Origin of the sequence: Rhizobium sp. CB3090 (assembly GCF_029714285.1) — a bacterium.
Classification (GTDB): Bacteria; Pseudomonadota; Alphaproteobacteria; order Rhizobiales; family Rhizobiaceae; genus Rhizobium.
This window is the reverse complement of the sequence record NZ_CP121663.1, coordinates 1,355,637-1,376,795: the sequence shown is the minus strand read 5'-3', so window position 1 is coordinate 1,376,795 and position 21,159 is coordinate 1,355,637. Positions and strand designations below refer to the sequence as shown.

Annotated in this window: 21 protein-coding genes; 16 read left to right on the top strand and 5 right to left on the bottom strand. The window is 59.1% G+C overall.

The genetic code is table 11. The annotated features are described in order from the left end of the window. The first annotated feature begins 98 nt into the window (after positions 1 to 98). A complete protein-coding gene (locus QA646_RS25115) occupies positions 99 to 1,847 on the top strand; it encodes a hypothetical protein (RefSeq protein ID WP_283059444.1) in 1,749 nt (582 codons plus the stop codon). Here QA646_RS25115 and QA646_RS25110 read toward each other — a convergent pair. Continuing rightward, on the bottom strand, positions 1,833 to 2,096 hold the full coding sequence (locus QA646_RS25110; RefSeq protein WP_283059443.1) for a helix-hairpin-helix domain-containing protein: 264 nt from the start codon (positions 2,094 to 2,096) through the stop codon (positions 1,833 to 1,835). The genes QA646_RS25115 and QA646_RS25110 overlap by 15 nt on opposite strands. A 594-nt stretch (positions 2,097 to 2,690) precedes the next feature. Between QA646_RS25110 and QA646_RS25105 the strand changes: the two genes are divergently transcribed. Genes QA646_RS25105 through QA646_RS25075 form a run of 7 tightly spaced genes read left to right on the top strand, consistent with a single transcriptional unit; the run spans position 2,691 to position 8,392 of the window. Beyond that, on the top strand, positions 2,691 to 3,203 hold the full coding sequence (locus QA646_RS25105; RefSeq protein WP_283060556.1) for a cytochrome c: 513 nt from the start codon (positions 2,691 to 2,693) through the stop codon (positions 3,201 to 3,203). Positions 3,204 to 3,262: 59 nt separating this feature from the next. Next, entirely contained in the window at positions 3,263 to 4,198 is a 936-nt protein-coding gene (gene coxB / locus QA646_RS25100) for a cytochrome c oxidase subunit II (protein ID WP_283060555.1), read from the top strand. After that, entirely contained in the window at positions 4,195 to 6,108 is a 1,914-nt protein-coding gene (gene ctaD, locus QA646_RS25095) for a cytochrome c oxidase subunit I (protein WP_283059442.1), read from the top strand. The genes coxB and ctaD overlap by 4 nt, the downstream gene beginning before the upstream one ends. Continuing rightward, on the top strand, positions 6,105 to 6,707 hold the full coding sequence (locus tag QA646_RS25090) for a cytochrome c oxidase subunit 3 (protein ID WP_283059441.1): 603 nt from the start codon (positions 6,105 to 6,107) through the stop codon (positions 6,705 to 6,707). The genes ctaD and QA646_RS25090 overlap by 4 nt, the downstream gene beginning before the upstream one ends. Then, a complete protein-coding gene (locus QA646_RS25085) occupies positions 6,707 to 7,015 on the top strand; it encodes a hypothetical protein (protein WP_283059440.1) in 309 nt (102 codons plus the stop codon). The genes QA646_RS25090 and QA646_RS25085 overlap by 1 nt, the downstream gene beginning before the upstream one ends. Then, positions 7,003 to 7,998, top strand: coding sequence for a cytochrome c oxidase assembly protein (locus tag QA646_RS25080; protein WP_283059439.1), 996 nt, complete (start codon positions 7,003 to 7,005; stop codon positions 7,996 to 7,998). The genes QA646_RS25085 and QA646_RS25080 overlap by 13 nt, the downstream gene beginning before the upstream one ends. Next, positions 7,976 to 8,392: a c-type cytochrome gene (locus tag QA646_RS25075; RefSeq protein WP_283059438.1), complete on the top strand. Its 417-nt coding sequence runs from the start codon at positions 7,976 to 7,978 to the stop codon at positions 8,390 to 8,392. Before QA646_RS25080 ends, QA646_RS25075 begins: the two co-directional genes overlap by 23 nt. Positions 8,393 to 8,398: 6 nt before the next feature. Here the strand turns inward: QA646_RS25075 and QA646_RS25070 are convergent, their stop codons facing one another. From QA646_RS25070 to QA646_RS25055, 4 genes are all read right to left on the bottom strand, one after another. Continuing rightward, positions 8,399 to 9,325 carry a cytochrome c gene (locus tag QA646_RS25070; protein WP_283059437.1) on the bottom strand — a complete coding sequence of 309 codons (927 nt, stop codon included), beginning with the start codon at positions 9,323 to 9,325 and terminating at the stop codon, positions 8,399 to 8,401. A gap of 154 nt (positions 9,326 to 9,479) precedes the next feature. After that, complete coding sequence (locus tag QA646_RS25065; RefSeq protein ID WP_283059436.1) at positions 9,480 to 10,526, bottom strand: Gfo/Idh/MocA family oxidoreductase; 1,047 nt, start codon at positions 10,524 to 10,526, stop codon at positions 9,480 to 9,482. Continuing rightward, positions 10,523 to 11,512 carry a zinc-binding dehydrogenase gene (locus tag QA646_RS25060; RefSeq protein WP_283059435.1) on the bottom strand — a complete coding sequence of 330 codons (990 nt, stop codon included), beginning with the start codon at positions 11,510 to 11,512 and terminating at the stop codon, positions 10,523 to 10,525. Before QA646_RS25060 ends, QA646_RS25065 begins: the two co-directional genes overlap by 4 nt. Positions 11,513 to 11,568: 56 nt before the next feature. Further along, positions 11,569 to 11,721, bottom strand: coding sequence for a hypothetical protein (locus QA646_RS25055; protein WP_283059434.1), 153 nt, complete (start codon positions 11,719 to 11,721; stop codon positions 11,569 to 11,571). Positions 11,722 to 11,791: 70 nt separating this feature from the next. Here QA646_RS25055 and QA646_RS25050 point away from each other — a divergent pair, with 70 nt between their 5' ends. The 8 genes from QA646_RS25050 to QA646_RS25015 are packed head-to-tail and all read left to right on the top strand — an operon-like array spanning position 11,792 to position 21,140. Next, positions 11,792 to 12,898, top strand: coding sequence for an SDR family NAD(P)-dependent oxidoreductase (locus QA646_RS25050; RefSeq protein WP_283059433.1), 1,107 nt, complete (start codon positions 11,792 to 11,794; stop codon positions 12,896 to 12,898). After that, the gene (locus QA646_RS25045; RefSeq protein ID WP_283059432.1) at positions 12,895 to 14,901 is read left to right on the top strand and encodes an NAD-dependent epimerase/dehydratase family protein; all 2,007 of its coding nucleotides are present in this window, start codon (positions 12,895 to 12,897) and stop codon (positions 14,899 to 14,901) included. The genes QA646_RS25050 and QA646_RS25045 overlap by 4 nt, the downstream gene beginning before the upstream one ends. Continuing rightward, entirely contained in the window at positions 14,898 to 16,013 is a 1,116-nt protein-coding gene (locus QA646_RS25040; protein ID WP_283059431.1) for a glycosyltransferase family 4 protein, read from the top strand. Before QA646_RS25045 ends, QA646_RS25040 begins: the two co-directional genes overlap by 4 nt. After that, a complete protein-coding gene (locus QA646_RS25035) occupies positions 16,010 to 17,122 on the top strand; it encodes a glycosyltransferase (protein WP_283059430.1) in 1,113 nt (370 codons plus the stop codon). Before QA646_RS25040 ends, QA646_RS25035 begins: the two co-directional genes overlap by 4 nt. Then, positions 17,119 to 18,207: a glycosyltransferase gene (locus QA646_RS25030; RefSeq protein WP_283059429.1), complete on the top strand. Its 1,089-nt coding sequence runs from the start codon at positions 17,119 to 17,121 to the stop codon at positions 18,205 to 18,207. The genes QA646_RS25035 and QA646_RS25030 overlap by 4 nt, the downstream gene beginning before the upstream one ends. Beyond that, a complete protein-coding gene (locus tag QA646_RS25025; protein WP_283059428.1) occupies positions 18,204 to 19,310 on the top strand; it encodes a glycosyltransferase in 1,107 nt (368 codons plus the stop codon). The genes QA646_RS25030 and QA646_RS25025 overlap by 4 nt, the downstream gene beginning before the upstream one ends. A 22-nt stretch (positions 19,311 to 19,332) precedes the next feature. After that, a complete protein-coding gene (locus QA646_RS25020) occupies positions 19,333 to 20,367 on the top strand; it encodes a UDP-glucuronic acid decarboxylase family protein (RefSeq protein ID WP_283059427.1) in 1,035 nt (344 codons plus the stop codon). Next, positions 20,364 to 21,140: a TIGR04290 family methyltransferase gene (locus tag QA646_RS25015; protein WP_283059426.1), complete on the top strand. Its 777-nt coding sequence runs from the start codon at positions 20,364 to 20,366 to the stop codon at positions 21,138 to 21,140. Before QA646_RS25020 ends, QA646_RS25015 begins: the two co-directional genes overlap by 4 nt. Positions 21,141 to 21,159 lie beyond the last annotated feature (19 nt).

The following is a 21,159-nucleotide window of genomic DNA, read 5'->3' as shown; positions in this document are numbered from 1 at the left end:
CATCTGTTCCCGAAATTTTCGGCCGGCCAAGTGGCGCAGCGGGATCAATCACCCTCCTTGCACGTTCGATAAAGCCAGCGGGATAGGAAAACCACGAGATGTTGGTCTATGGTGATATCGAACGGATCGCTCGGCCGGCCGATGTTCTGCAGGGTATCGAAAAGGCGATGCTAGCCTGCAGACAAGCGCAGCCGGGACGCCTTCGCCACGAGCTGCTGGTTCAAACGTTCATAGAGACGGGAGAACTCGTTCAGGGCTTGGCCGATCGCGAATTCGAACGCCACGGCGCCGATAGCATCTCCGCCGTCCAGGATACCGGTGCCGAACTGTTGCTTGCGCAGGCAAGGGCCATCCTGGGATCATGGCAGGAACAGTTCGCGGGAGATCTGCCCCTTTCCACCGATGTCTCGGCGCTGCTTCGGCACCTCGATCATGTCGGGACGCTGCGCATGAAGCGGGCCGAGGGATATTCCTTCTACGCCGTTTATCCGGAGAGCTATCTCGAGGCGGCCTTACGATCGCATTTGCCGCCCGACACCGTTGTCATCGGTATTCGCAGCATCGGCTCAAGCCTTGCCGCACTGGTGGCCGCCGCATTGGGAGCTCGGCCGGCATTCTCGCTGCGGCCCATCGGCCATCCCTTTCACAGGCAGTTGAAAATCAACCCCGTTCTTACCAAACGGATCGTTGCCAGGCCCGATCTGACGTTTGCAGTCGTCGATGAGGGACCGGGGCTCTCCGGCAGCTCGTTTGCCAGCGTCGCAGAATGGCTGGAAGCCAATGGGGTGAACCGATCTCGCATTCATTTTTTCCCGAGCCACAAAGGCGGTCCAGGGGCACATGCCGATAATGCGCAGCGGGAGCGATGGCAAGCGCGGTCGAAGCACGTTGTTCAGGTTGAAGACCTGGTTATCAATACCGGATCTAATGCGCGCAACCTGAAGAGCTGGGTTGGCGAGCTGGTCGGCAGCCGCATCGAGGACTGGCGCGATATTTCCGGCGGGAATTGGCGCGCACTCCGCTACGACAACGCACAAGACTGGCCGCCGAGCCACAGGCAGATGGAGAAGCTGAAGTTCCTGGCGACTGCGGTCGATCATAGCTGGCACGTGAAGTTCGCCGGGCTGAGCAGGAATGATGCGCAGAAGGTTAGACGGGGATCATTACTGCATGAAGCAGGTTTTACGCCGCCTGTTACCGGCATGTGTCATGGCTTCCTTGTGGAAGAATGGATTGACGGCCGCCCCATCGAAACGGCAGGGATGCATAAGCACGAAATCCTCGCGAGGATCGGCAGTTATCTTGCATTTCGCGCCCGCCATCTTCCGGCGCCACATGGCGGCGCCTCCTTTGAAACACTTTGTCGGATGGCAGCGACGAATGTGGAGGAAGCGGCAGGTGTTGATGCTGCAGAGCGGCTTGCATGGATTATGCAACAGAAAAATCACCTTGTCCGGCACCTGCATCCCGTCGATACGGACAATCGTCTTCATCGCTGGGAATGGCTGGCCACCGACGACGGCCGGCTTTTGAAGACGGACGCGCTTGATCACAACGGAGCACATGATCTGATCGGCTGTCAACCCATTGCCTGGGATCTGGCAGGCGCCTGCGTCGAGTTCGATCTCTCGACGAGCGAGCGAGACCGGTTGGTCGAAATCGTCATAGCCGACACTGACGCAAACCTCGACGAGGGCATTCTTGCTGTTTTTGAAGCAGCGTATCTCGGTTTTCAGATTGGACTGTGGTCGATGGCTTCGGCAAGCGAAGGCAGCTCGGAGCGTGCACGCATCGAAAGAACGCTGTCGCACTATCTCCGTCGGCTCCGGCTTCTAGTCGCTCTTTGAAATGCCGTTCTTTTCCGGGCCGTCGCGCTCCTCGGCAGCCTTCGTCGCTGCTCTTATAAGCCTGACCGATTCGTGCCCAATGCCCTTGAGCGCAAGCAATTGCTGATCCGTCATAGTGGTCATTGTGCTCAGTCGGGTAATGCCATTGGCTGCGAGAGCTCGGACGACCCACGGGGGAAGAGCGCTTGCTGTCGCGAGATCCGTATCCTCGTCCTGAGGGCCTGCGGCACCATTTTCAGACGATTGCATCAACGCCAGCCTGTCATCTACGTTTGGAATAAAGCCAAACCACAGTGATGCGTTCAAGTTCCGGGATCATCGAAAATATGATCCACAAATATATGATGAAGTCGCGGCGCGGTCATTCTGGCGACTTTCGGTTGCAGCTCGTTTTTGATCCAACGTCTGCCGAAAGCCTCGATAGCTCACAACCTAGATGGCAATCGAATGATCGGGAGAGAGCTTTCGGCTGGTCCGCAAAATTTTGACGCTAACGAGGTGCGCCGACGACAAAAGAGGGCGCGGCTGCCTCGATTTGCGCTGCGCGGGACGGCTGACATTGCAGCGAGCCAAGCTCGTTCATGCCGGGTGCCGCTTTCGCCCGCTCGGACTTGGGAACCGAAGCGCCCGTTGAGGGTTCCTTTGTAGCTGACAAGGATTTTGACAATGGCTGAAAAGCTGCTGCCCATATGCGTGATCCGTTCCGACAATGCAGTCCGCCGTTGAGGCGCCTTCATGCACGCGGCCCATATCTCCTTGGAAACGTTCGGAAAAATCCTTTTGCGTGCCTTGCTGGCCACCTTGTTCTTGCTGGCTCTCGGCCTTTCAGTCTTGATCGGCGGTATGAGGGAGGCGCGACAGTATCGTACGGACCCTCCAGTTGCTTCCGCTCTTGAGATATTGCGCATGATGCCCGGTGGCTTCAACGGCACGCCGCCCGAAGTCTATTTCGCTCTCGGCAAGCCGTTCGCGCAGAATGCCTATGATCTCAGCCAGGGCAAACGGCTTTATTCCTGGTTCGGTTGCTCATCTTGCCATGGCGATGGACGCGGTGCGGCGGGACCTTCCTTTCTCGACGGCTGGTGGTTTTACGGCCCAGGCATCGCTTCGATCGCTGCCTCAATCCGGGATGGGCGGCCTCACGGCATGCCGGCATTTCGCGATAAAATGACCATTGATCAGATCTGGCAGCTTGCGGGCTATATCCAGACGATCGGCGCCTATTCGGCCAAGATGGGTGCGCCGAGCCGCAATGACGACAAGCAGACCCGTCCGGCTGAAAATCGGGCGCCGGCCTCGATCCTCTTCCATGAAGGACCGGTCGCCCCCAATCCGCAACAAGGACCTATGCCTTGAGGAGCGTCGCTTATGTGACTGCGCTATTTCTCGCAATGCCGCTGACGGGATGCAACGGCATGCAATCGGTCCTGAATGCACAGGCCGAACCTGCACTCCATCTCAAATATCTGATTGTCGGGACGGTGGTGCTCTGCGCGATTATCTGGATCATGGTCATGATCGTCCTCGCTTGGTCTCTGCTGCGCGCCTACCGGTCGCCGGGGGAAGCAGCGCCCGAGACGGAGCGCAGAATGGGAAGAGTGGTCCTGTCAGCCGCCGCCGCTACAGTGTTCGTCATAACCGGGCTGACCATCGCGAGCTTCTATGCGACAGGCAGCTTAGGCCGGCCGGAAAGCGCGCCTGTCACGATCAAGGTCCGCGCCCAGCAATGGTGGTGGCAATTCATCTATGATGAGCCCGATCCCGCCAAGGCATTTCAAACGGCCAACGAGCTGCATATTCCCGTCGGCACCGATATTCGCCTCGAGCTTGAGGCGGCGGATGTCATCCATTCCTTCTGGGTGCCCAGCCTGACCGGCAAGCGAGATCTCATTCCGGGCAGGCGGAACGTGTTGATCCTTCGGGCGGATCGGCCCGGCATCTACCGCGGCCAATGCGCGGAATTCTGCGGGCTCCAGCACAGCCACATGGCGTTGTTCGTGATCGCCGAAGACAACGCCAGCTTCGACCGCTGGGCGGCTGACCAGCGCAGTGAGGCACGGACGCCAAGTGACGGTGAGGCTGTCGCCGGCAAGGCCGTTTTCATGGCTAAGCCTTGCGCCGCATGCCACAGCATTCGTGGTACCGAGGCGTCGGGAACCACCGGTCCGGATTTGACCCATATTGCCAGCAGACAGACCATCGCAGCCGGGCTTCTCGACAATACACGCGGCGCTCTCGCCGCATGGATTGCCGATCCCCAAACGCTGAAGCCAGGCAACAACATGCCCATGGTTCCACTTTCCAGCAACGAGTTGCGGCAAATCACCGCTTACATGGACAGCCTCAGATGACTGGCGACGCGGGTTTGGCAGAACAGCGCATCTTCGATTTGGACGAGGGCGAGCTCGAACGCCGCCTTTCCGAGACCTGGGAGACCCCGCGCGGCATATGGGGTGCGCTTACAACTGTCGATCATAAGATCATCGGACGGCGCTATATCATTACGGCCTTCGTCTTTCTGATACTGGGCGGACTTCTTGCCCTTGCCATGCGCCTGCAGCTCGCGCAGCCGGAAGCCCGCTTCATCGGGCCTGATCGCTACAATCAGATCTTCACGATGCATGGATCGACGATGATGTTCCTCTTTGCCGTTCCGGTCATGGAGGCCATGGGCGTTTATCTCGTGCCGTTGATGGTCGGAACACGCAACATCGCGTTCCCGCGCCTGAACGCCTTTTCCTATTGGATATTTCTCGCCGGCGGCTTGCTGCTATGGATCGCCTTTGCACTCGACACAGCACCCGATGTCGGATGGTTTGCCTATGTGCCTCTTTCGGGTCCGCAATTCGGCGCAGGCAAACGGGCCGACATATGGGCTCAGATGATCACGTTCACGGAGCTCTCCGCTTTGGCAGTGGCGGTCGAGATCGTCGTGACGGTGTTCAAGCAGCGAGCGCCGGGCATGTCACTCGACCGCATTCCGCTCTTCGTCTGGGCAATGCTGGTGACCTCTTTCCTGATCATCATGGCCATGCCGGCGATCATGTTTGCAAGCTCGTCGCTGATCCTCGACCGTCTCGTTGGCACGCATTTCTTCAATCCGGCCGAAGGCGGCGACGTGCTGCTATGGCAGCATCTGTTCTGGTTCTTCGGTCATCCAGAGGTCTACATCATCTTTCTTCCGGCCGTCGGAATGGTGTCGTCGATCGTCTCCACCTTCGCGCGACGGCCTCTGTTCGGGTATCTTCCCCTGGTCATGGCGCTTATTTCCACCGCGGTATTGGCCTTCGGACTGTGGGTGCATCACATGTTCGTCGTCGGCCTGCCGCAGGTCGGCGAAAGCTTCTTCACCGCCTCGAGCATGACGATCGCCATTCCTGCCGGCGTCCAGATATTCTGCTGGCTCGCCACTCTTTGGGACGGTCGGCCGCAATTCAAGACACCGTTTTTGTTCGTTATCGGCTTTATCGTCACTTTCGTCATCGGAGGACTGACCGGCGTCATGGTCGCTTCGGTGCCATTCGACACGCAGGTTCACGACACATATTTCGTGGTGGCGCACTTTCACTACGTACTCATCGGCGGTGCCGTCTTTCCCCTGCTTGGCGCCATCTACTACTGGTTTCCCAAGATGACCGGGCACATGATGAGCGAAACCCTCGGACGCTTTGCATTCGCGCTCATCTTCATCGGCTTCAACATGACGTTCTTTCCGATGCATATATTGGGTCTGGAGGGCATGCCGCGGCGCATCTATACCTATCAACCCGAAATGCCGTGGGCAGGCATGAATCTTTTTGTCAGCGCAAGCGCGCTCGTTCTTGCCTCGGGTTTTTTCATTTTCTTCGTCGACGTGCTGCGCAGTGCCCGATCAGGGGCGCCCGCCGGAGCCAATCCCTGGGGAGCCTCAACGCTTGAATGGGCGACCTCGTCGCCGCCGGCCTGTTTCAATTTCGCCCGCATTCCAGTCGTTGCCGCGCGCGATCCCTTGTGGAGCGAACCTGACGAGCTGACGGTCGCCACCGGACTTCGGACGGATCGGCGCGAACTCATCGTCAGCAGCCTTGTCGAAGCACAGGCTGAGGCGCGCGAGTCATCACCCAGAAATTCGATATGGCCGCTCCTCTCTGCCATCGCCACCACAATCATGCTCATTTGGTCGATTTTCTCTCCTTGGGCAGTCGTTTGGGGATCGATCCCGATCGCCATTGCGCTGATCGGCTGGTTCTGGCCCAAGCAGGTGCCGGAGGACGAGTCTTGAAAGAGCGCGTTACCCTCGACGTTTCAAAGCTTCCGCTCCACGGCATGGGGACGGCGAGCCCAACATGGTGGGGAACCCTCGCATTCATGCTAATCGAAGGCTCCGGCTTCGGCCTGGCGATTGCCGTTTATTTTTATCTAATGAGCCTCGCCAAGACTTGGCCGATCGATGCCCCTGCACCCGGCCTTTGGCCTGGAACATGCCTGACCGTGCTGTTGTTGGCAAGCATAGTGCCAAATCTCGTCCTATCGCGGCGTGCACGCCAGCAGGATCTCAGACGCGTCCGCATCGGGCTCATCGTCATGTCGATTTTGGGAGTGCTGCCTCTGATATTCCGCGCCTTCGAGTTCACGGTTCTCGCGGTTCGCTGGGACGACAATGCCTATGGCTCCATCGTTTGGGTCATGCTTGGCCTTCACACCACGCACATCGTTACCGATCTGATCGATACGCTGGTTTTGACTTGCCTGATGTTTTCCCGTCATGCCGATAACCCACGCCGCTATGGCGATGTGCATGACAATGCCCTCTATTGGAACTTTGTCGTGGCCGCGTGGATTCCTTTGTATCTGTGCATTTATTGGGTGCCAAGGCTGTGATGACGACGGCGGCAAGATATGGCGGTCTGATCCTTGCTCCCCTGAGCTGGGCCATCAACACGCAGCTTGGACAGATTCTGCCTTATTCCGACTGCGGCAGCAAAATGCCGTCGACGGTACTTGCACCCGCGGCAGCAATCTTGCTGGCGATCGGCAGTGCCTCGGTCTCGCGTGTCAGCCGGGCGTCGACGAAGGTCCGCACGGCGCTTTTTCTCTCCGAGCTCAGCTTTCTCACGGGACTGATCTTTGCCTTTGCGCTCATTCTTCAGGGGGTCGGCTCGTGGCTTATCGAAGCATGCCAGCGCTAGAATGCGTCAGCGCCTCCCGGAGTCGCGGAACTGCTCCAACCGATAGTTTTCTGCGAGCCCCCGACGGAAAGCGGCTATGGAGCTTTTCCGGAAGTGTCCTATGGCTATCTCTCTTATCGACGATCGCACCGAAAGCGGCGTCGGCACATGAGATAGGCGAGCATGGTCTTCAGCCCGCATGGACCTTCGACCCATGGATTGCGATCCCGATCTGCGTTACCGGCCTGCTTTTTGCCTATGGGTCCTTTATTCTGAGGCGACGGGCGCGGCGCGGTCGGCCGGTTATGCTGCGGCGGGCAGCATGTTTTTGGTTCGGCTGGCTTGCCCTCGTGGGCGCGCTGATTTCACCATTGCATTGGCTCGGCGAGCATCTTTTCTTCGCACATATGATCGAGCACGAGATCCTCATGGCGGTTGCCGCACCGATGATCGTCCTGGCGCGGCCGGCAGGCGCGCTGCTTTGGGGTCTTCCGGCCCCGCTGAGGCACAGCGCGGGCCGATTTATGAAGACCAGTACTATTCGGATCGGCTGGAGATGGTCGACGGCCGGGCTCAATGCCACGCTGCTGCATGGTGCCGTCATCTGGGCCTGGCATGCGCCTGCGCTTTTCGACGCGGCCGTGACCAATATCACGCTGCATCGATTGCAGCATGTCTGCTTCTTTATCACCGCCATTCTGTTCTGGTGGTCAATATGCTGGCGATGCAATTACGGGGTCGCCGCTTGGCACCTCATCGTGACGATGCTCCACACCTCCGCTCTGGGCGCTCTGATGGCTCTTGCCCCGAGGGTCCTCTACATCGCCCAGACAAGCGTTGCGCAAGCGTGGAATTTGACACCCTTGGAAGATCAGCAACTGGCCGGAATAGTCATGTGGGTGCCGGCGGGAACCATCTATGCCGGCGCCGCATTGACGATGGCGGCACTGTGGATTTCCACTGCCGGCAGAAGGAGCGGGCATGTCCAGCCTCTCCGCCCTTGAGACATATCGCGGCGTCTGGCTGGCGGCGATGATTGTCGCATTGTCGGCGGCGTTTGCTACCGGCGTCATGATACAGGAGACGCGGCAGCGCCGTGAGGTGGCGCGCACACTCACGGGCGGCGATCCGTCGAAAGCTCCGCCCATCTTTCGCCGATATGGCTGCACCGGCTGCCATACTATCCCGGGGATTGCCGGTGCGGACGGCAAGGTCGCCGCACCCCTGACGAATATGAGGGAGCGCGTCTACATAGCGGGTGTTGTCGACAACAGTGGCGACAATCTGGTGCGCTGGATCGTCTCGCCTCAGGCTTTCACACCCAATACTGCAATGCCGACCACGGGAATTACCGAGCAGGAAGCGCGCGATCTAGCGGCCTACCTCTACGCGCGCTGATGTTCTTTACGGATGGGGCGTCGGCCGTGGCGGTAGAGATTTGACGTAGCGTGCGATCGCATCGCGATCGCTTTGCCGCAGCGTGGCTGTGTTGGTGACGACATCCGCCATTGACGACCCCACGCGTCCGTGATCCGGCGTGTTGCCGTTTTTCAGCATTTCGGCGATGTCTGCTTCGGACCAGTTCCCGAGGCGGCTTGGCGTAATGTTGGGAACGAAACCAATGCCTTCGGGATCGGGTCCGCCGGCAAAGCGCGTCGAGGGACGGATCGCGCCAAACATGTTGCGGGAGGAATGACATTCCGCGCAATGACCGACGGTTTCCACCAGATAGCCGCCACGATCCAGAACGACATCACCCGTCACGTGCGCCTGCGAATAGCCCTGGCGGAAAAACACTAATTTCCAGAGCCCAAGCAGGCGGCGGATGCGAAACAGAACGAACAGATCATGCGGAGGGGGGCGTCCGGAAACGGCGGGCAGTGTTTTGAGATAGGCCCAGAGGTCCGCTATGTCGGCAAGCCGCATTCCGGTAAAGCTGGTATAGGGAAAAACCGGGTAATAATGCTCTCCATGCGGCGAGACGCCGCCCAACATCGCATTGGCAAAATTCGCAGGGCTCCAGGCGCCGATGCCGTCGGCAGGGTCCGGCGATATGTTGGGCGCGCGGAAGGTGCCGAAAGGCGACGCCAGTGCAAGCCCGCCGCCCAGACGCAACCGATCGCCCTGACCGGGCGTGGCGTGGCACGAGGCACAGTCTCCGGCAGCAAAAATAAGCTTGCCCCTTGCGGGATCGTCTCCGCGCAGAAGGCGCGGATCATCTTCGGCAATCGGCGCGACAGGTTCGGTCACGATCCAGATCGCCGCAAGGGCAAATACCGCTACAACGGAAAGCCAAATCGATATGCGCGCAGCAGCACGCGCCGTTCCCATCTGTACCTCCTTTTAGCCATCGCCGGCAGTAGACCATGATATTGGAGCCGGAGTTTAAGTCGCCGAATTGGGAGTGTTTGGAAGGGATGGGTGGCCGGCAAAACCCAGATGCAATGCGGCGACGTGCACGGCGATTGATTATTCCCCTGTGAAGTCATGGCGAATGATCGGATGTGTTGCCATAAATCCTGTCGAGGAGAGCGCTTACCGCAATCAACTCTTCGCATTCGCTGTCATAGGTTCCGCCAGCCGCAAGGCGCCTGGCCCAATCGACAGCAGCACGGCCTCCCCATGCGTCCGGAGGCGAGCTCAACACTTCAGTCTGCGTCCCGCGATAATGCTCGGCAACGAAGTCGTAAAAAGATCCGTTGACATTGTGCAGGGCCGCCCCGCCTTTCGTCCCATAGAAATTGGCGCTGATGACAGCCTCGCGACCCGCGTGAAGGCGCCAAGAACAGATCAGACGGACAACAACCCCGGTCGTAAGCGTGATCGTCGCCGCGGCGAAATCCTCAACTTCGCCGCTCTCCGGAGAAACAGGTCTGCCTTCCCGAAAGAGCGTGCTTTCAACTGCATCAACTTGTGGATGGTCCAGCGTCCAAAGCGCAAGATCGGCCAAATGAATACCAAGGTCCATAACGCAGCCGCCGCCCGACAGCGCCTTGTCGTAAAACCACGCCTTGTCGGGCCCATAGGCATTGTGAAAGGTCAGGTCCGCGGCAAACACTCTGCCGATCGCTTCCGAACGGACGAGTTCGCGGACCAGGCGCATGCCCGCCGTATGGCGATAAGATAGGTCGATGCATAAGAGCCTGTCGGCCGCGCGGGCTGCATCAACCACCGCTTCCACTTCGCTTCTTGTCCGACCGAGCGGCTTTTGGCAAAAGACGGCAACTCCCCGTTGCGCCGCTTCGATCGCTTGCTGCGCATGCAGTGCGCTCGGCGTGGCGATGACGAGGCCATCTAGAGAAAGATCCAGCAACGCATCGAGCGACGGTACAATCAGGGCGTCCGGCGCGAGCTTCTGCGCCTCCATCGCCATCTCCGGCGAAGGATCGCAGATCGCCGTCGCCTCGACCATACCGCTCTCCAACATCGCTTGCATCCGGTGGCGGCCGATCCAGCCGACGCCGAGGAAGCCCACTCTCGGACGAGCCGAACGTCTTTGGATGCGATCTGCGGCAGCGGCAATTTCGGTCATGGGTAAACCACCAGCGCCTTGAGAAATCCGTCCGGACGATCCCGAGCCGTATTCAGCGCTTCGTCCAGCCGCTCCAAGGGGAAGCGGTGAGTCAACAGAGGCCAAGGATCCAGCGCGCCGGATCGAATGGCCGTAACAGCATCGCGAATGCCTTGGACGTAGATGGTCAGGTCCCGCTCGTGGGCATTGACGACATCGAGACCACGCCAGTTCCACAATTGCATGTTGACGGTACGCGGTCCATCCTGGTGGTAGCCTGCTATGACGAGCCGGCCACGCTCACGCGTCAGTTCCGCTGCCAGATCGAGCGGCCATTGCTTCCCGACGGCCTCAATGACGCGATCGCACAGATGGCTATCCGTGAGCTGCTTCACCTGTTCGATGATGTGCCAATGATCTTCCATCGGGATGATTTCGGAGGCGCCCGCTTGCCTTGCCCATTCGAGAGATGATCGCCGCCGGGAGATGGCGATGACGTGTGCGCCGGCCCTCGCGCAAAGCTGCACCAAGAGGGAACCCAGAAAGCCGATGCCGACGATTGCAACGGTCTGCCCTGCGACGATCTCGCTCCGTTTGAAAATGTTCATGGCACAACCCAGCGGTTCACCTGGAAAGGCCAACCCGTCAAAGGCGCCGGGAAGAGGGAAGACAGCGTGCTCGTCAGCGACATCGTACATTGCGTAGGCATGATGGCCCAACGAAGCCACGCGATCGCCGATGCGAAGATCGCGGACATCGTCACCGACGGCGTCAATCACGCCCCAGCCCTCATGCCCCAGACCGCCGGGCTCGGTGGGAAACTGCATCCATTCGGGTCCGGCCCATGGCACTAGATTGGAGGCGCAGACGCCGCAGCCTTCGAGTCGAATGCGAACCTGGTGGCGACGCGGTTGGGGGAGGGGAACTTCGTCGATCCGCAATCGACCAGGCCCGGTAACGACGGCAGCTTTCATCGCTTGCGCCCCAGGAGATGGAAATTGGCTCATCGTCTCCTCCTGCCAGCATTGAGCTCCACAGGCTGAAGGAACAATCCGGCGTGCGTCTAACGGCGACGAGCCGGTGTTGTTCCAGAAGAAGTCGTTGATGAAGAAGCTCGGCACTTCGACATGTCCGCCACGCCTTGGAACTCCGCAATCACGGGCCCGGCAGAGAAGTCATAGATAAAGTCAAGGAAGATAAAGATGTCATAGCTCAAGGAACATTCCTTGAGGTCTATGGTTGGGAGGCGGTCGAAACCCTAGAAAATCCACAGCTTCAGGTGAACTATGGCGCTTGTTCTTATCACTGGTGGCTGCGGCTTTATCGGCCGCCATGTCGCGGAAGAGCTTCTCTCCAATGGACATGAAGTCCGCATTTTCGATGCCCTGATCGATCAAGTGCATGCCGATGCCGACCTTGATTTGTCTGGTTCGCTCGAGATCATCCACGCCGATGTGCGGGATAAGGCGGCCATCCGGCGGGCGCTGAAGGATGTGGATGCCGTAATCCATCTTGCCGCCGAGGTCGGAGTTGGCCAGTCCATGTATGAAATCGCTCGTTATGTCGGCACGAATGATTTGGGGACCGCTGTTCTTCTCGATGCCATGATCGGCATGCCGGTCCGGCGCATCGTAGTCGCTTCCTCCATGAGCGTGTATGGCGAGGGTGCGTATGTCTCGCGCGCCGGCGAACGTTTTGGCCATATCCGCAGAAACGGCGGGCTGACCAAAGAAGGTCGATGGGATCCGCTCGGCCCGAACGGCGAAGCCCTGGTGCCGGTTCCGACGGACGAGGAAAAGCCGGTCGATCTCGCCTCCATCTATGCGCTGACAAAATTCGTCCAGGAACGCCAGGTGCTCATTTTTGCCGAGGCTTATGCCACCGAAGCAGTTGCGCTGCGCCTGTTCAATGTCTTTGGCGCCGGTCAGGCCCTATCCAATCCTTATACGGGAGTCCTTGCGAATTTTGCCTCCCGCCTGATTAACGGTCAGCCGCCGACCATTTTCGAGGATGGCAGGCAGCGACGCGATTTCGTGCATGTGCTGGATGTCGCCCGCGCGTTCCGGCTTGCATTGGAGCGGCCACAGGCGGCCGGCCATGTCATCAATGTCGGAAGCGGCAACGCCTACATGATCGCCGACGTCGCTACAATGCTGGCCGACGCCATGGGATTTCCGGACATCCAGCCGAATATCACAGGCAAAGCGCGGTCCGGCGATATTCGCAACTGCTTCGCCGATATTTCCAAGGCACGCGAATTGCTGGGCTTCGAGCCGCAGCATCGTCTGGAAAACTCACTGTCTCCATTCGTCGAATGGGTTCGTTCCGTCGGTGCGATCGACCGAAGCGCCGAAATGCAGCGACAACTCGAGGAACGGGGGCTCGTGTCATGACGATTGCTGAGCGGCATTTTGGCTTTGTCGAGTGGTTTCGCCGCAATGAGCATGAGCGTGCCGAAGCGGCGCTCTGCGACATGCTGGCTGCCGGTGCGCGCCATCTGCGCACAAACCTGTCATGGGCGGAATATGTCGCGCCGGGCGGCGAAGAGTGGTTCGACTGGCTGTTGCCGACATTGGGAAAGCGCATCGACCTATTGCCCTGCATTCACTATACGCCGCCATCGCTTTCGCGCACCGGTCGTTCGTCGGGCGCACCTCTCATTCTCAAGGACTATGCGGATTTCATAGATCACGTCCTGACCCGTTACGGGCAGTATTTTTCGCATGTCGAGCTCTGGAACGAACCGAACAATCTTCTCGATTGGGATTGGCGCAATGACCGCGATTATCTGCTTTTTTGTGAAATGGTGGGCGCGGCCGCCTATTGGGCCGATCGCCGCGGCTGGAAACCGGTGCTGGGAGGACCTTGCCCCTTCGATCCGCACTGGCTGAGGCTCATGGGCGAGCGCGGCGTGTTGAGCGTCGTTTCAGCCGTCGGTTTTCACGGCTTTCCCGGAACGTGGGACAGCGAGAGGAGCACCTGGGATGGTTGGGATACCCATTTGGCGCAAATGCGACACGTACTCGAAGAGTATAACGACAAAGCACAAGTCTGGATCACCGAAACCGGATATTCCACGTGGCGCAATGACGAGCTCGAGCAAGTCCGCCGATTCCTGGCCGCGGTGAGTGCGCCGGCCGATCGCGTCTATTGGTATGGCTGGCGCGACATGGCACCGGATATTCCGGTGCAGGAAGGCCTGTGGTTCGATCCGCGCCACTACCATCTCGGCCTGAATACCGCCAACGATCGACCAAAGCTGCTGTCGCGGCTGCTGACGTCGGGGGGCTTGGAACGAGCCGAGAAGCTGTGCGTACTGACTGCGCCGTCGGTAGGCCGGGGAAACGCCCCTATCGTCGTCGTCGGAGGAAGTGGTTTCATCGGCTGCAATCTCGCCAGCAGTTACCTGGCCGAAGGCGAAGATGTCATCATTCTCGATAATCTTAGCCGAGACGGAGTCGAAGAAAATCTCGATTGGCTCATCAAATCCCACGGCGACCGGGTGCACCCTGCTATTGCCGATGTTCGCGATCTGCGCAGCATAGAACCTGTCTTTTCGGACGCGCGCGCCGTCTTCCACTTTGCGGCTCAAACGGCGGTAACTACGAGCCTAAGTCAGCCGATCGATGATTTCGACACGAATGCAGGCGGCACGATCAACGTTCTTGAAGCTGTGCGCAAAACGGGTCGGGATATTCCTGTGGTGTTTGCCAGCACCAACAAGGTCTATGGCGGGCTGGAGCAGCTCGCGCTTGCAGAGCTCGACGACCGTTATGTGCCGGTTGACGAGGCGATCCGCAGATATGGCTTCAATGAAGCCCAGAAGCTGGACTTCTGCACGCCCTACGGCTGTTCGAAGGGCGCTGCCGACCAATATGTGCTGGACTATGCGAAATCATACGGAATCCCGAGCGCCGGCTTGCGCATGAGCTGCATTTATGGACCGCGCCAGTTCGGCACGGAAGATCAGGGATGGGTAGCGCATTTTCTCCTGTGCGCCCTGCGTGGTGATACGATCTCGATCTACGGGGACGGCAAGCAAGTCCGTGATATCCTGCATGTCAATGACGCCGTTGCTGCCTACCGGGCGATGATGGAGTCCATCGGCGGCGTAAAGGGTAAAGCCTTCAACCTCGGCGGGGGCGTGCAAAACGCCGTCAGCTTGCAAGTTATCCTTCGCGATATCGAACGGCTCATTGGCCAGCCTGTCAAAACGACCCATTTGTCGTGGCGCGCCGGCGATCAACTTTACTTCGTTTCCGACACGCGCGCGCTTCAATCTGCGGTGGGCTGGAAAGCCTCGATAGGCTGGCACGAAGGGGTGCGCGATCTTTGCGATTGGCTGACGCAGTACCGATTGCCCGAAGTCCATCATGCGAGGAGGGCGACGGCATGACGATCGCAGAGCGGCCGCGCCGCATTCTTATGACTATGGATGCCGTCGGCGGCGTGTGGCGGTACGCCATGGACCTTGCGAGAGGGCTGCGGCTTCTCGGGGTCGAGACGATCTTTGCCGGTTTCGGCCCGCTGCCGTCGCAAGCACAGTCGGCAGAGGCAGATAAGATCGGAACACTCGTTTGGCTCGAGGCTCCACTCGACTGGACAATCGACAGCGAGAACCAACTTGAGCCCATATCCGGCTTGCTTGCGGAATTGGCGCTCGCGCACTCGGCCGAGCTGCTCCATCTCAATCTTCCGTCACAGGCTGCAGGTCTCGCCGTCGCATTGCCGGTCGTAGTTGTCTCGCATTCTTGTGTGGTCACCTGGTTCGATGCCGTGCGCGATAGCGATGTTCCCCCTGACTGGCTTTGGCAGAAACATCGCAATCACATGGGTTTTCAGCGCGCGGAGGCGATCGTGGCCCCAAGCCGCAGCCATGCCGCGTCGCTCCGGCGTTGCTACGGTCGCCTGAACAACATCGAGGTCGTCTATAATTCAAGTCATTTCGCCCCCGCCCGTGTGCCGAAAGAGGATTTCGTTCTGGCGGCAGGCCGTTGGTGGGACGACGGGAAGAACGCGGCCGTCCTGGACGCGGCCGCTCCTCTTGTCCTATGGCCCGTTTTTATGGCTGGGCCGGTCCGCGGGCCGAATGGGCAATATTTTGCCATCGAACGTGCGACTAACCTCGGTGAACTCGGGCATGCCGAGTTGATGACTCTCATGGTCAAGGCCGGCATTTTCGTGTCTCCCTCGCTTTATGAGCCCTTCGGTCTCGCCGCCTTGGAAGCTGCGCGTGCCGGCGCCGCGCTGGTCCTTGCCGATATCGGGACCTATCGCGAGCTTTGGGATGGCGTCGCGCTCTTTTGCGATCCACGCGATCGCCGGTCTTTTGCCGATGCCATCAACCGGTTTGCCGGCGATGCCGGCCTGCGGGCGGAATATGCTGTGAAGGCGCGGGCGAGGGCGCGCAATTTTTCTGCCGAGGCTCAGTGCAAAGCCATGATCGATATCTATTCGCGAGTGGCGGTAGAGACCTGCAACTTTGCTGCCACGGGAGCGATATCATGAAGTTCATCTTTTACACGCATTCGCTCGTCTCGGACTGGAACCACGGCAATGCCCATTTTCTGCGGGGCGTGATGCGCGAGCTGATCAGGCGCGGCCATGACGCTGTTGCGCTCGAGCCAGACCTCTCGTGGAGCCGAGAAAACCTGCTCAGGGATAAGGGGCCGGAGGCGGTCGAGGCTTTCCACCGTACTTTTCCGGAGCTGCACTCCATCTATTATTCAAGCAAATTCGACCATAAAGCGGCCATCAGCGGCGCCGACGTCGTCATTGTCCATGAATGGACCGATCCGAGCCTCGTCGCGCAGCTTGGCAGAGCCAGGCGGCAAGGCGGCAAATTCACGCTCGTCTTTCACGATACCCACCACCGGGCTGTCTCGGCAGAAGAGGACATAGCAAACCTCGATCTGCAGGATTACGACCTTATTCTGGCATTCGGAGAGACGCTGCGGCAGCGTTATCTGCGGGCAGGATGGGGACGCAACGTTTTCGCCTGGCATGAAGGGGCCGACGATCTCCTTTTCCGACCGTTGCCCCACGTCGAGAAAACCGGCGATCTGATCTGGATCGGCAACTGGGGCGATGGCGAGCGCAGCGCTGAAATTATCTCTTTTCTGATCGAGCCGAGCCGCCGGCTTGGGTTGCAAACGACGGTGCGCGGCGTTCGCTATCCACCGCATGCGCTTGAGGCGCTCGATAAAGCGAACATCCATTATGGCGGTTGGATTGCCAATGCCGAGGTGCCTCGAGCATTCGCCCAGCACGGCGTCACCGTGCACATTCCGCGCCGGCCCTATGTCCAGGCGCTGCCGGGCATACCGACCATTCGCGTTTTTGAGGCGCTTGCCTGCGGGATTCCTCTTGTGTCGGCGCCGTGGGATGATGTCGAGGGATTATTCCGGCCGGGAAAGGATTTCCTCTTTGCCAAGGACGGCAACGAAATGGCCCGGCTGCTTCGCGATGTGCTTTCCGATCGATCCCTGGCGGCCGAACTCGTGGCCTCCGGACTTGAGACGATCCGTAGCCGACACACTTGCCGGCATCGCGTAGACGAGCTGCTCGCTATTCTCGCGCAGGGCAGCAGGGTGGCGGCAAAGGAGGCGGCACAATGAGACTGGCCTTCTATGGATCGAGCCTGCTTTCGGCTTACTGGAACGGTGCCGCCACCTACTACCGTGGCATGCTGCGCGCGCTGGCGGCAAAGGGCTATGACATCACCTTCTATGAGCCCGACGTTTACGGTCGGCAGGAACACCGCGATATCGAACCGCCGCCTTGGTGCAAGGTCGTCGTCTATGATGGCACGGTTGCAGCCCTCAAGGCAGCGGCGGCGCAAGCCGCGCTGGCGCAGATCGTGGTAAAGGCGAGCGGTGTCGGCTTTGAGGATGACCTCCTGCTGCAGGAGGTCATGAAAGCGGCTCGGCCGGGTGCATTGCGGATATTCTGGGATGTCGACGCACCTGCCACGCTTGCAGAACTCAAGGCGTCGCCTCTGCATCCGCTGCGGCGCGCGCTTGCCGACCTTGATATGGTACTGACCTATGGCGGCGGCGAGCCCGTCGTTGCAGCCTATCGTGCGATCGGCGCGGCCGACTGCGTGCCAATCTACAATGCGCTCGATCCGCAGACGCATCATCCGGTCGCTGCCGACGGTCGTTTCACCGCCGATCTGGCCTTCCTCGGCAATCGGCTTCCTGACCGCGAAGCGAGGGTCGAGGAGTTCTTTCTTCGTCCGGCGGCGACGTTGCCCGGTCTCAAATTCCTGTTGGGCGGCGCCGGTTGGCAGGATAAGACGATGACGGCAAATGTCGACTATATCGGGCACGTCTCCACGCGTGACCACAATGCTTTCAACGTGACGCCGAAAGCAATCCTTAACATTTCCCGCAGCAGCATGGCCTCGAACGGCTTTTCTCCGGCGACCCGCGTTTTTGAGGCCGCCGGAGCCGGCGCCTGCCTGATCACCGACGAGTGGCAGGGCATCGATCTCTTCTTGAAGCCGGGCGAAGAAATTCTGGTCGCCCGCGACGGGGGTGACGTTCGCGACATTCTGGCTAGCCTCACATCCGAAGAGGCGGCAAGAATTGGCAGGCAAGCTCGGGCGAGGATTATCAAGGAACACACTTATCAACACCGTGCGATCGAGCTGGACCGGCTGATCCGGTCTCGTTCCATTAAAGGGGAGGCTGCGGAGTGAAAAGATCTCTCGATCTCGTCATCTTAGGCCTCTCGCTTTCGTCTTCCTGGGGAAACGGACATGCCACGACGTATCGTGCCCTTTTGCGCGGCCTGCATGCGCGGGGACATAGCGTTCTTTTTCTTGAACGTGACGTCCCCTGGTATGCGGCGCAGCGCGATCTGCCGGACCCGGATTTTTGCGAGCTGTCATTCTACGAGGGAGTCGATGATCTGCTCGTGCGATTCAGCCGCCGTCTTCATGCGGCCGATGCGGTAATTATCGGCTCCTACATCCCCGAGGGCGTTGGGATCATTGATGCGATAGCGGGCCAGCACCCTCAGCTTCTGTGCTTTTACGATATCGATACGCCTGTAACGCTCGCGAAACTCGATCGAAATGACGAGGAATATCTTGCGGTCCGTCAGATGCCGCTGTTCGACATCTATTTTTCCTTCTCGGGCGACGAGGTCATAGACCAACTCGAACGCCGTTACGGCGCAACGTATGCCGAGCCTCTATATTGCTCGGTCGATGAGCGCGCATATCGGAATACAGGCGAGGCTATTCACTGGGATCTCGGCTATCTCGGCACCTATAGCCCCGATCGCCAGCCAATCCTGGAAAAATTGTTGATCGGGCCGGCGCGCCTGTTGCCGCAGATGCGCTTTGTCGTGGCCGGCCCGAATTATCCCTCCGACATCGAATGGCCGGCCAATGTCTCGCGTATCGAACATCTCGCGCCGGCCGATCATCCCTCGTTCTATAGCAGGCAGAAGTTTACGCTCAATATTACCCGTTCCGACATGGCGGCGGCCGGCTGGTCTCCGAGCGTACGACTATTTGAAGCCGCAGCCTGCGGCACGCCGATCATCAGCGATTATTGGCGGGGCCTGGAGGAGTTTTTTCCCGCCGGAAAGGCGATCATCATCGCCCACGGCCTGAACGAGGTCGTCGCGGCGCTGACAAATCTGTCATCCGAGAAAAGAACACATATCGCCGAAGCCGCTCGTCATATCGTGCTGGATCGGCATACAGGCATGAGGCGTGCCAGGCAATTCATTGCCGCGCTCAGCACCGGCCGCCAACGCAAAGATCAAGAGGTTCAACGTGTTTCAATATAACAGAGTAATAGGAGGCAATCGAATGCGGCATCGGACGAAAAAAAGCATTCTCGTTGCCGGTGGCGCAGGTTTTGTCGGCTCACATCTTTGCGATAGCCTGCTTGCCGCAGGCAACAGGGTCATTTGCGTCGACAGCTTGCTGACTGGCTCGCCGAACAACATTCTTCCCCTGCGGAACAATCCAGATTTCATCTTCATAGAGCACGACATCTGCAAAGAGCCCGAGATCGGCGAACCCGTTGATCAAGTTTACAACCTCGCCTGTCCGGCGTCCCCGCCCTTTTATCAAGCCGATCCGATACATACGATGATGACCAGCGTTGCTGGTACGGGCAATCTGCTAAGGCTTGCCGAACGCCATGGCGCCACGTTCCTACAGGCCTCCACGAGCGAAGTCTACGGCGATCCGGAGGAGCATCCTCAGCGGGAAGACTACTGGGGCCATGTCAATTGCACGGGACCGCGCGCTTGCTACGACGAAGGGAAGCGAGCTGCAGAAGCGCTTTGCTTTGATAGTTTTCGTGCCGGACATGTCGACGCTCGCGTCGTCCGCATCTTCAATACCTACGGCCCGCGCATGCAGCCGAATGACGGTCGCATCGTTTCCAATTTCGTCGTGCAGGCGCTCCGCGGCGAACCCCTGACGATCTATGGAAACGGGGAGCAAACGCGATCATTCTGCTATATCTCCGATCTGATCGATGGGTTGATCCGCCTTATGAATGTGCAGCGGAATGCCAGCCTTCCGGTCAATCTCGGCAATCCCGGCGAATTCACGGTACTTGAGCTTGCCGAAATGATCTTGACGATGATTCCGACGCGTTCGACGGTCATCCACAAGCCGCTGCCGACGGATGATCCCCAGCGCCGGCGCCCTGATATTTCCCGTGCCAAACAATTGCTTCGCTGGGAGCCGAAGGTGCCCCTGGTTGAAGGCTTGGCACACACGATCGCGTGGTTCAGCGCGACGCTAGCTGAAAAGTCACCCGCGCATAAGAAAGGCCGCCGACGCTTGCCATTGGATCATTCGGCCTGTCTGACCGCCGGAGCAAGATGATGAGCGAGGCGGGAGAGCAAGACGATCTACGCCGTCAGATCGAGACACTCGGTCCGTGGTTTCACAATCTGCGCATCGGCGGCGTGGAGACGGCGCCAGACCATTTTCTGGGCGATTATCCGAGCTTCAAATGGCAACGCTTCAAACAGGTCGTACCGGCCGATCTTAGTGGCATGAGTGTCCTTGACATTGGCTGCAATGCGGGCTTCTACGCAATCGAGATGAAGCGGCGCAATGCCAGGCGCGTTCTCGCCATCGATACCGATTCCCATTATCTCCGGCAGGCTGAATTTGCGGCATACCACATGGGCGTCGACATCGAATTTCGTCAAATGTCGGTCTACGATATCGGCGAACTCCATGAAAAATTCGACATCGTGCTTTTTATGGGCGTGCTCTATCACCTTCGCCATCCGCTGTTGGCGCTGGACCTCCTTCATGAGCACGTCGTCCGCGATCTCATGCTTTTCCAATGTATGCAGCGGGGGACTCAGGAGGTTTTTATACCTGAGGAAGATTACGCGTTTTCGGAAGAAAAGATATTCGAACGCGCAGACTATCCGAAGCTGTTCTTCATCGAGCATCGCTATGCCGGCGATCCCACCAACTGGTTCGTTCCAAACAAGGCGGCGACCGAAGCCATGCTGCGCAGCGCGGGCTTTGCGGTTCTGGAGAATCCGGAGCCCGAGGTCTATCTACTCGTACGGGACAAACCTTATTTCGCAGCCGAAAAGCCACCTGCAATAGCGCGGCGCGGCGAAACGAGACCTTGAATCGGTCACGGAGACCCGC

Excerpts from the sequence above, each read along its gene's own strand:
- QA646_RS25065 (WP_283059436.1), bottom strand. The coding sequence starts at position 10,526 with ATGACCGAAATTGCCGCTGCCGCAGATCGCATCCAAAGACGTTCGGCT.
- QA646_RS25035 (WP_283059430.1), top strand. The coding sequence starts at position 16,010 with ATGAAGTTCATCTTTTACACGCATTCGCTCGTCTCGGACTGGAACCAC.
- ctaD (WP_283059442.1), top strand. The coding sequence starts at position 4,195 with ATGACTGGCGACGCGGGTTTGGCAGAACAGCGCATCTTCGATTTGGAC.
- QA646_RS25115 (WP_283059444.1), top strand. The coding sequence starts at position 99 with ATGTTGGTCTATGGTGATATCGAACGGATCGCTCGGCCGGCCGATGTT.
- QA646_RS25020 (WP_283059427.1), top strand. The coding sequence starts at position 19,333 with ATGCGGCATCGGACGAAAAAAAGCATTCTCGTTGCCGGTGGCGCAGGT.
- coxB (WP_283060555.1), top strand. The coding sequence starts at position 3,263 with ATGCAATCGGTCCTGAATGCACAGGCCGAACCTGCACTCCATCTCAAA.
- QA646_RS25085 (WP_283059440.1), top strand. The coding sequence starts at position 6,707 with ATGACGACGGCGGCAAGATATGGCGGTCTGATCCTTGCTCCCCTGAGC.
- QA646_RS25015 (WP_283059426.1), top strand. The coding sequence starts at position 20,364 with ATGATGAGCGAGGCGGGAGAGCAAGACGATCTACGCCGTCAGATCGAG.
- QA646_RS25050 (WP_283059433.1), top strand. The coding sequence starts at position 11,792 with ATGGCGCTTGTTCTTATCACTGGTGGCTGCGGCTTTATCGGCCGCCAT.
- QA646_RS25070 (WP_283059437.1), bottom strand. The coding sequence starts at position 9,325 with ATGGGAACGGCGCGTGCTGCTGCGCGCATATCGATTTGGCTTTCCGTT.
- QA646_RS25040 (WP_283059431.1), top strand. The coding sequence starts at position 14,898 with ATGACGATCGCAGAGCGGCCGCGCCGCATTCTTATGACTATGGATGCC.
- QA646_RS25075 (WP_283059438.1), top strand. The coding sequence starts at position 7,976 with ATGTCCAGCCTCTCCGCCCTTGAGACATATCGCGGCGTCTGGCTGGCG.
- QA646_RS25080 (WP_283059439.1), top strand. The coding sequence starts at position 7,003 with ATGCCAGCGCTAGAATGCGTCAGCGCCTCCCGGAGTCGCGGAACTGCT.
- QA646_RS25105 (WP_283060556.1), top strand. The coding sequence starts at position 2,691 with ATGAGGGAGGCGCGACAGTATCGTACGGACCCTCCAGTTGCTTCCGCT.
- QA646_RS25045 (WP_283059432.1), top strand. The coding sequence starts at position 12,895 with ATGACGATTGCTGAGCGGCATTTTGGCTTTGTCGAGTGGTTTCGCCGC.
- QA646_RS25060 (WP_283059435.1), bottom strand. The coding sequence starts at position 11,512 with ATGAGCCAATTTCCATCTCCTGGGGCGCAAGCGATGAAAGCTGCCGTC.
- QA646_RS25110 (WP_283059443.1), bottom strand. The coding sequence starts at position 2,096 with ATGCAATCGTCTGAAAATGGTGCCGCAGGCCCTCAGGACGAGGATACG.
- QA646_RS25030 (WP_283059429.1), top strand. The coding sequence starts at position 17,119 with ATGAGACTGGCCTTCTATGGATCGAGCCTGCTTTCGGCTTACTGGAAC.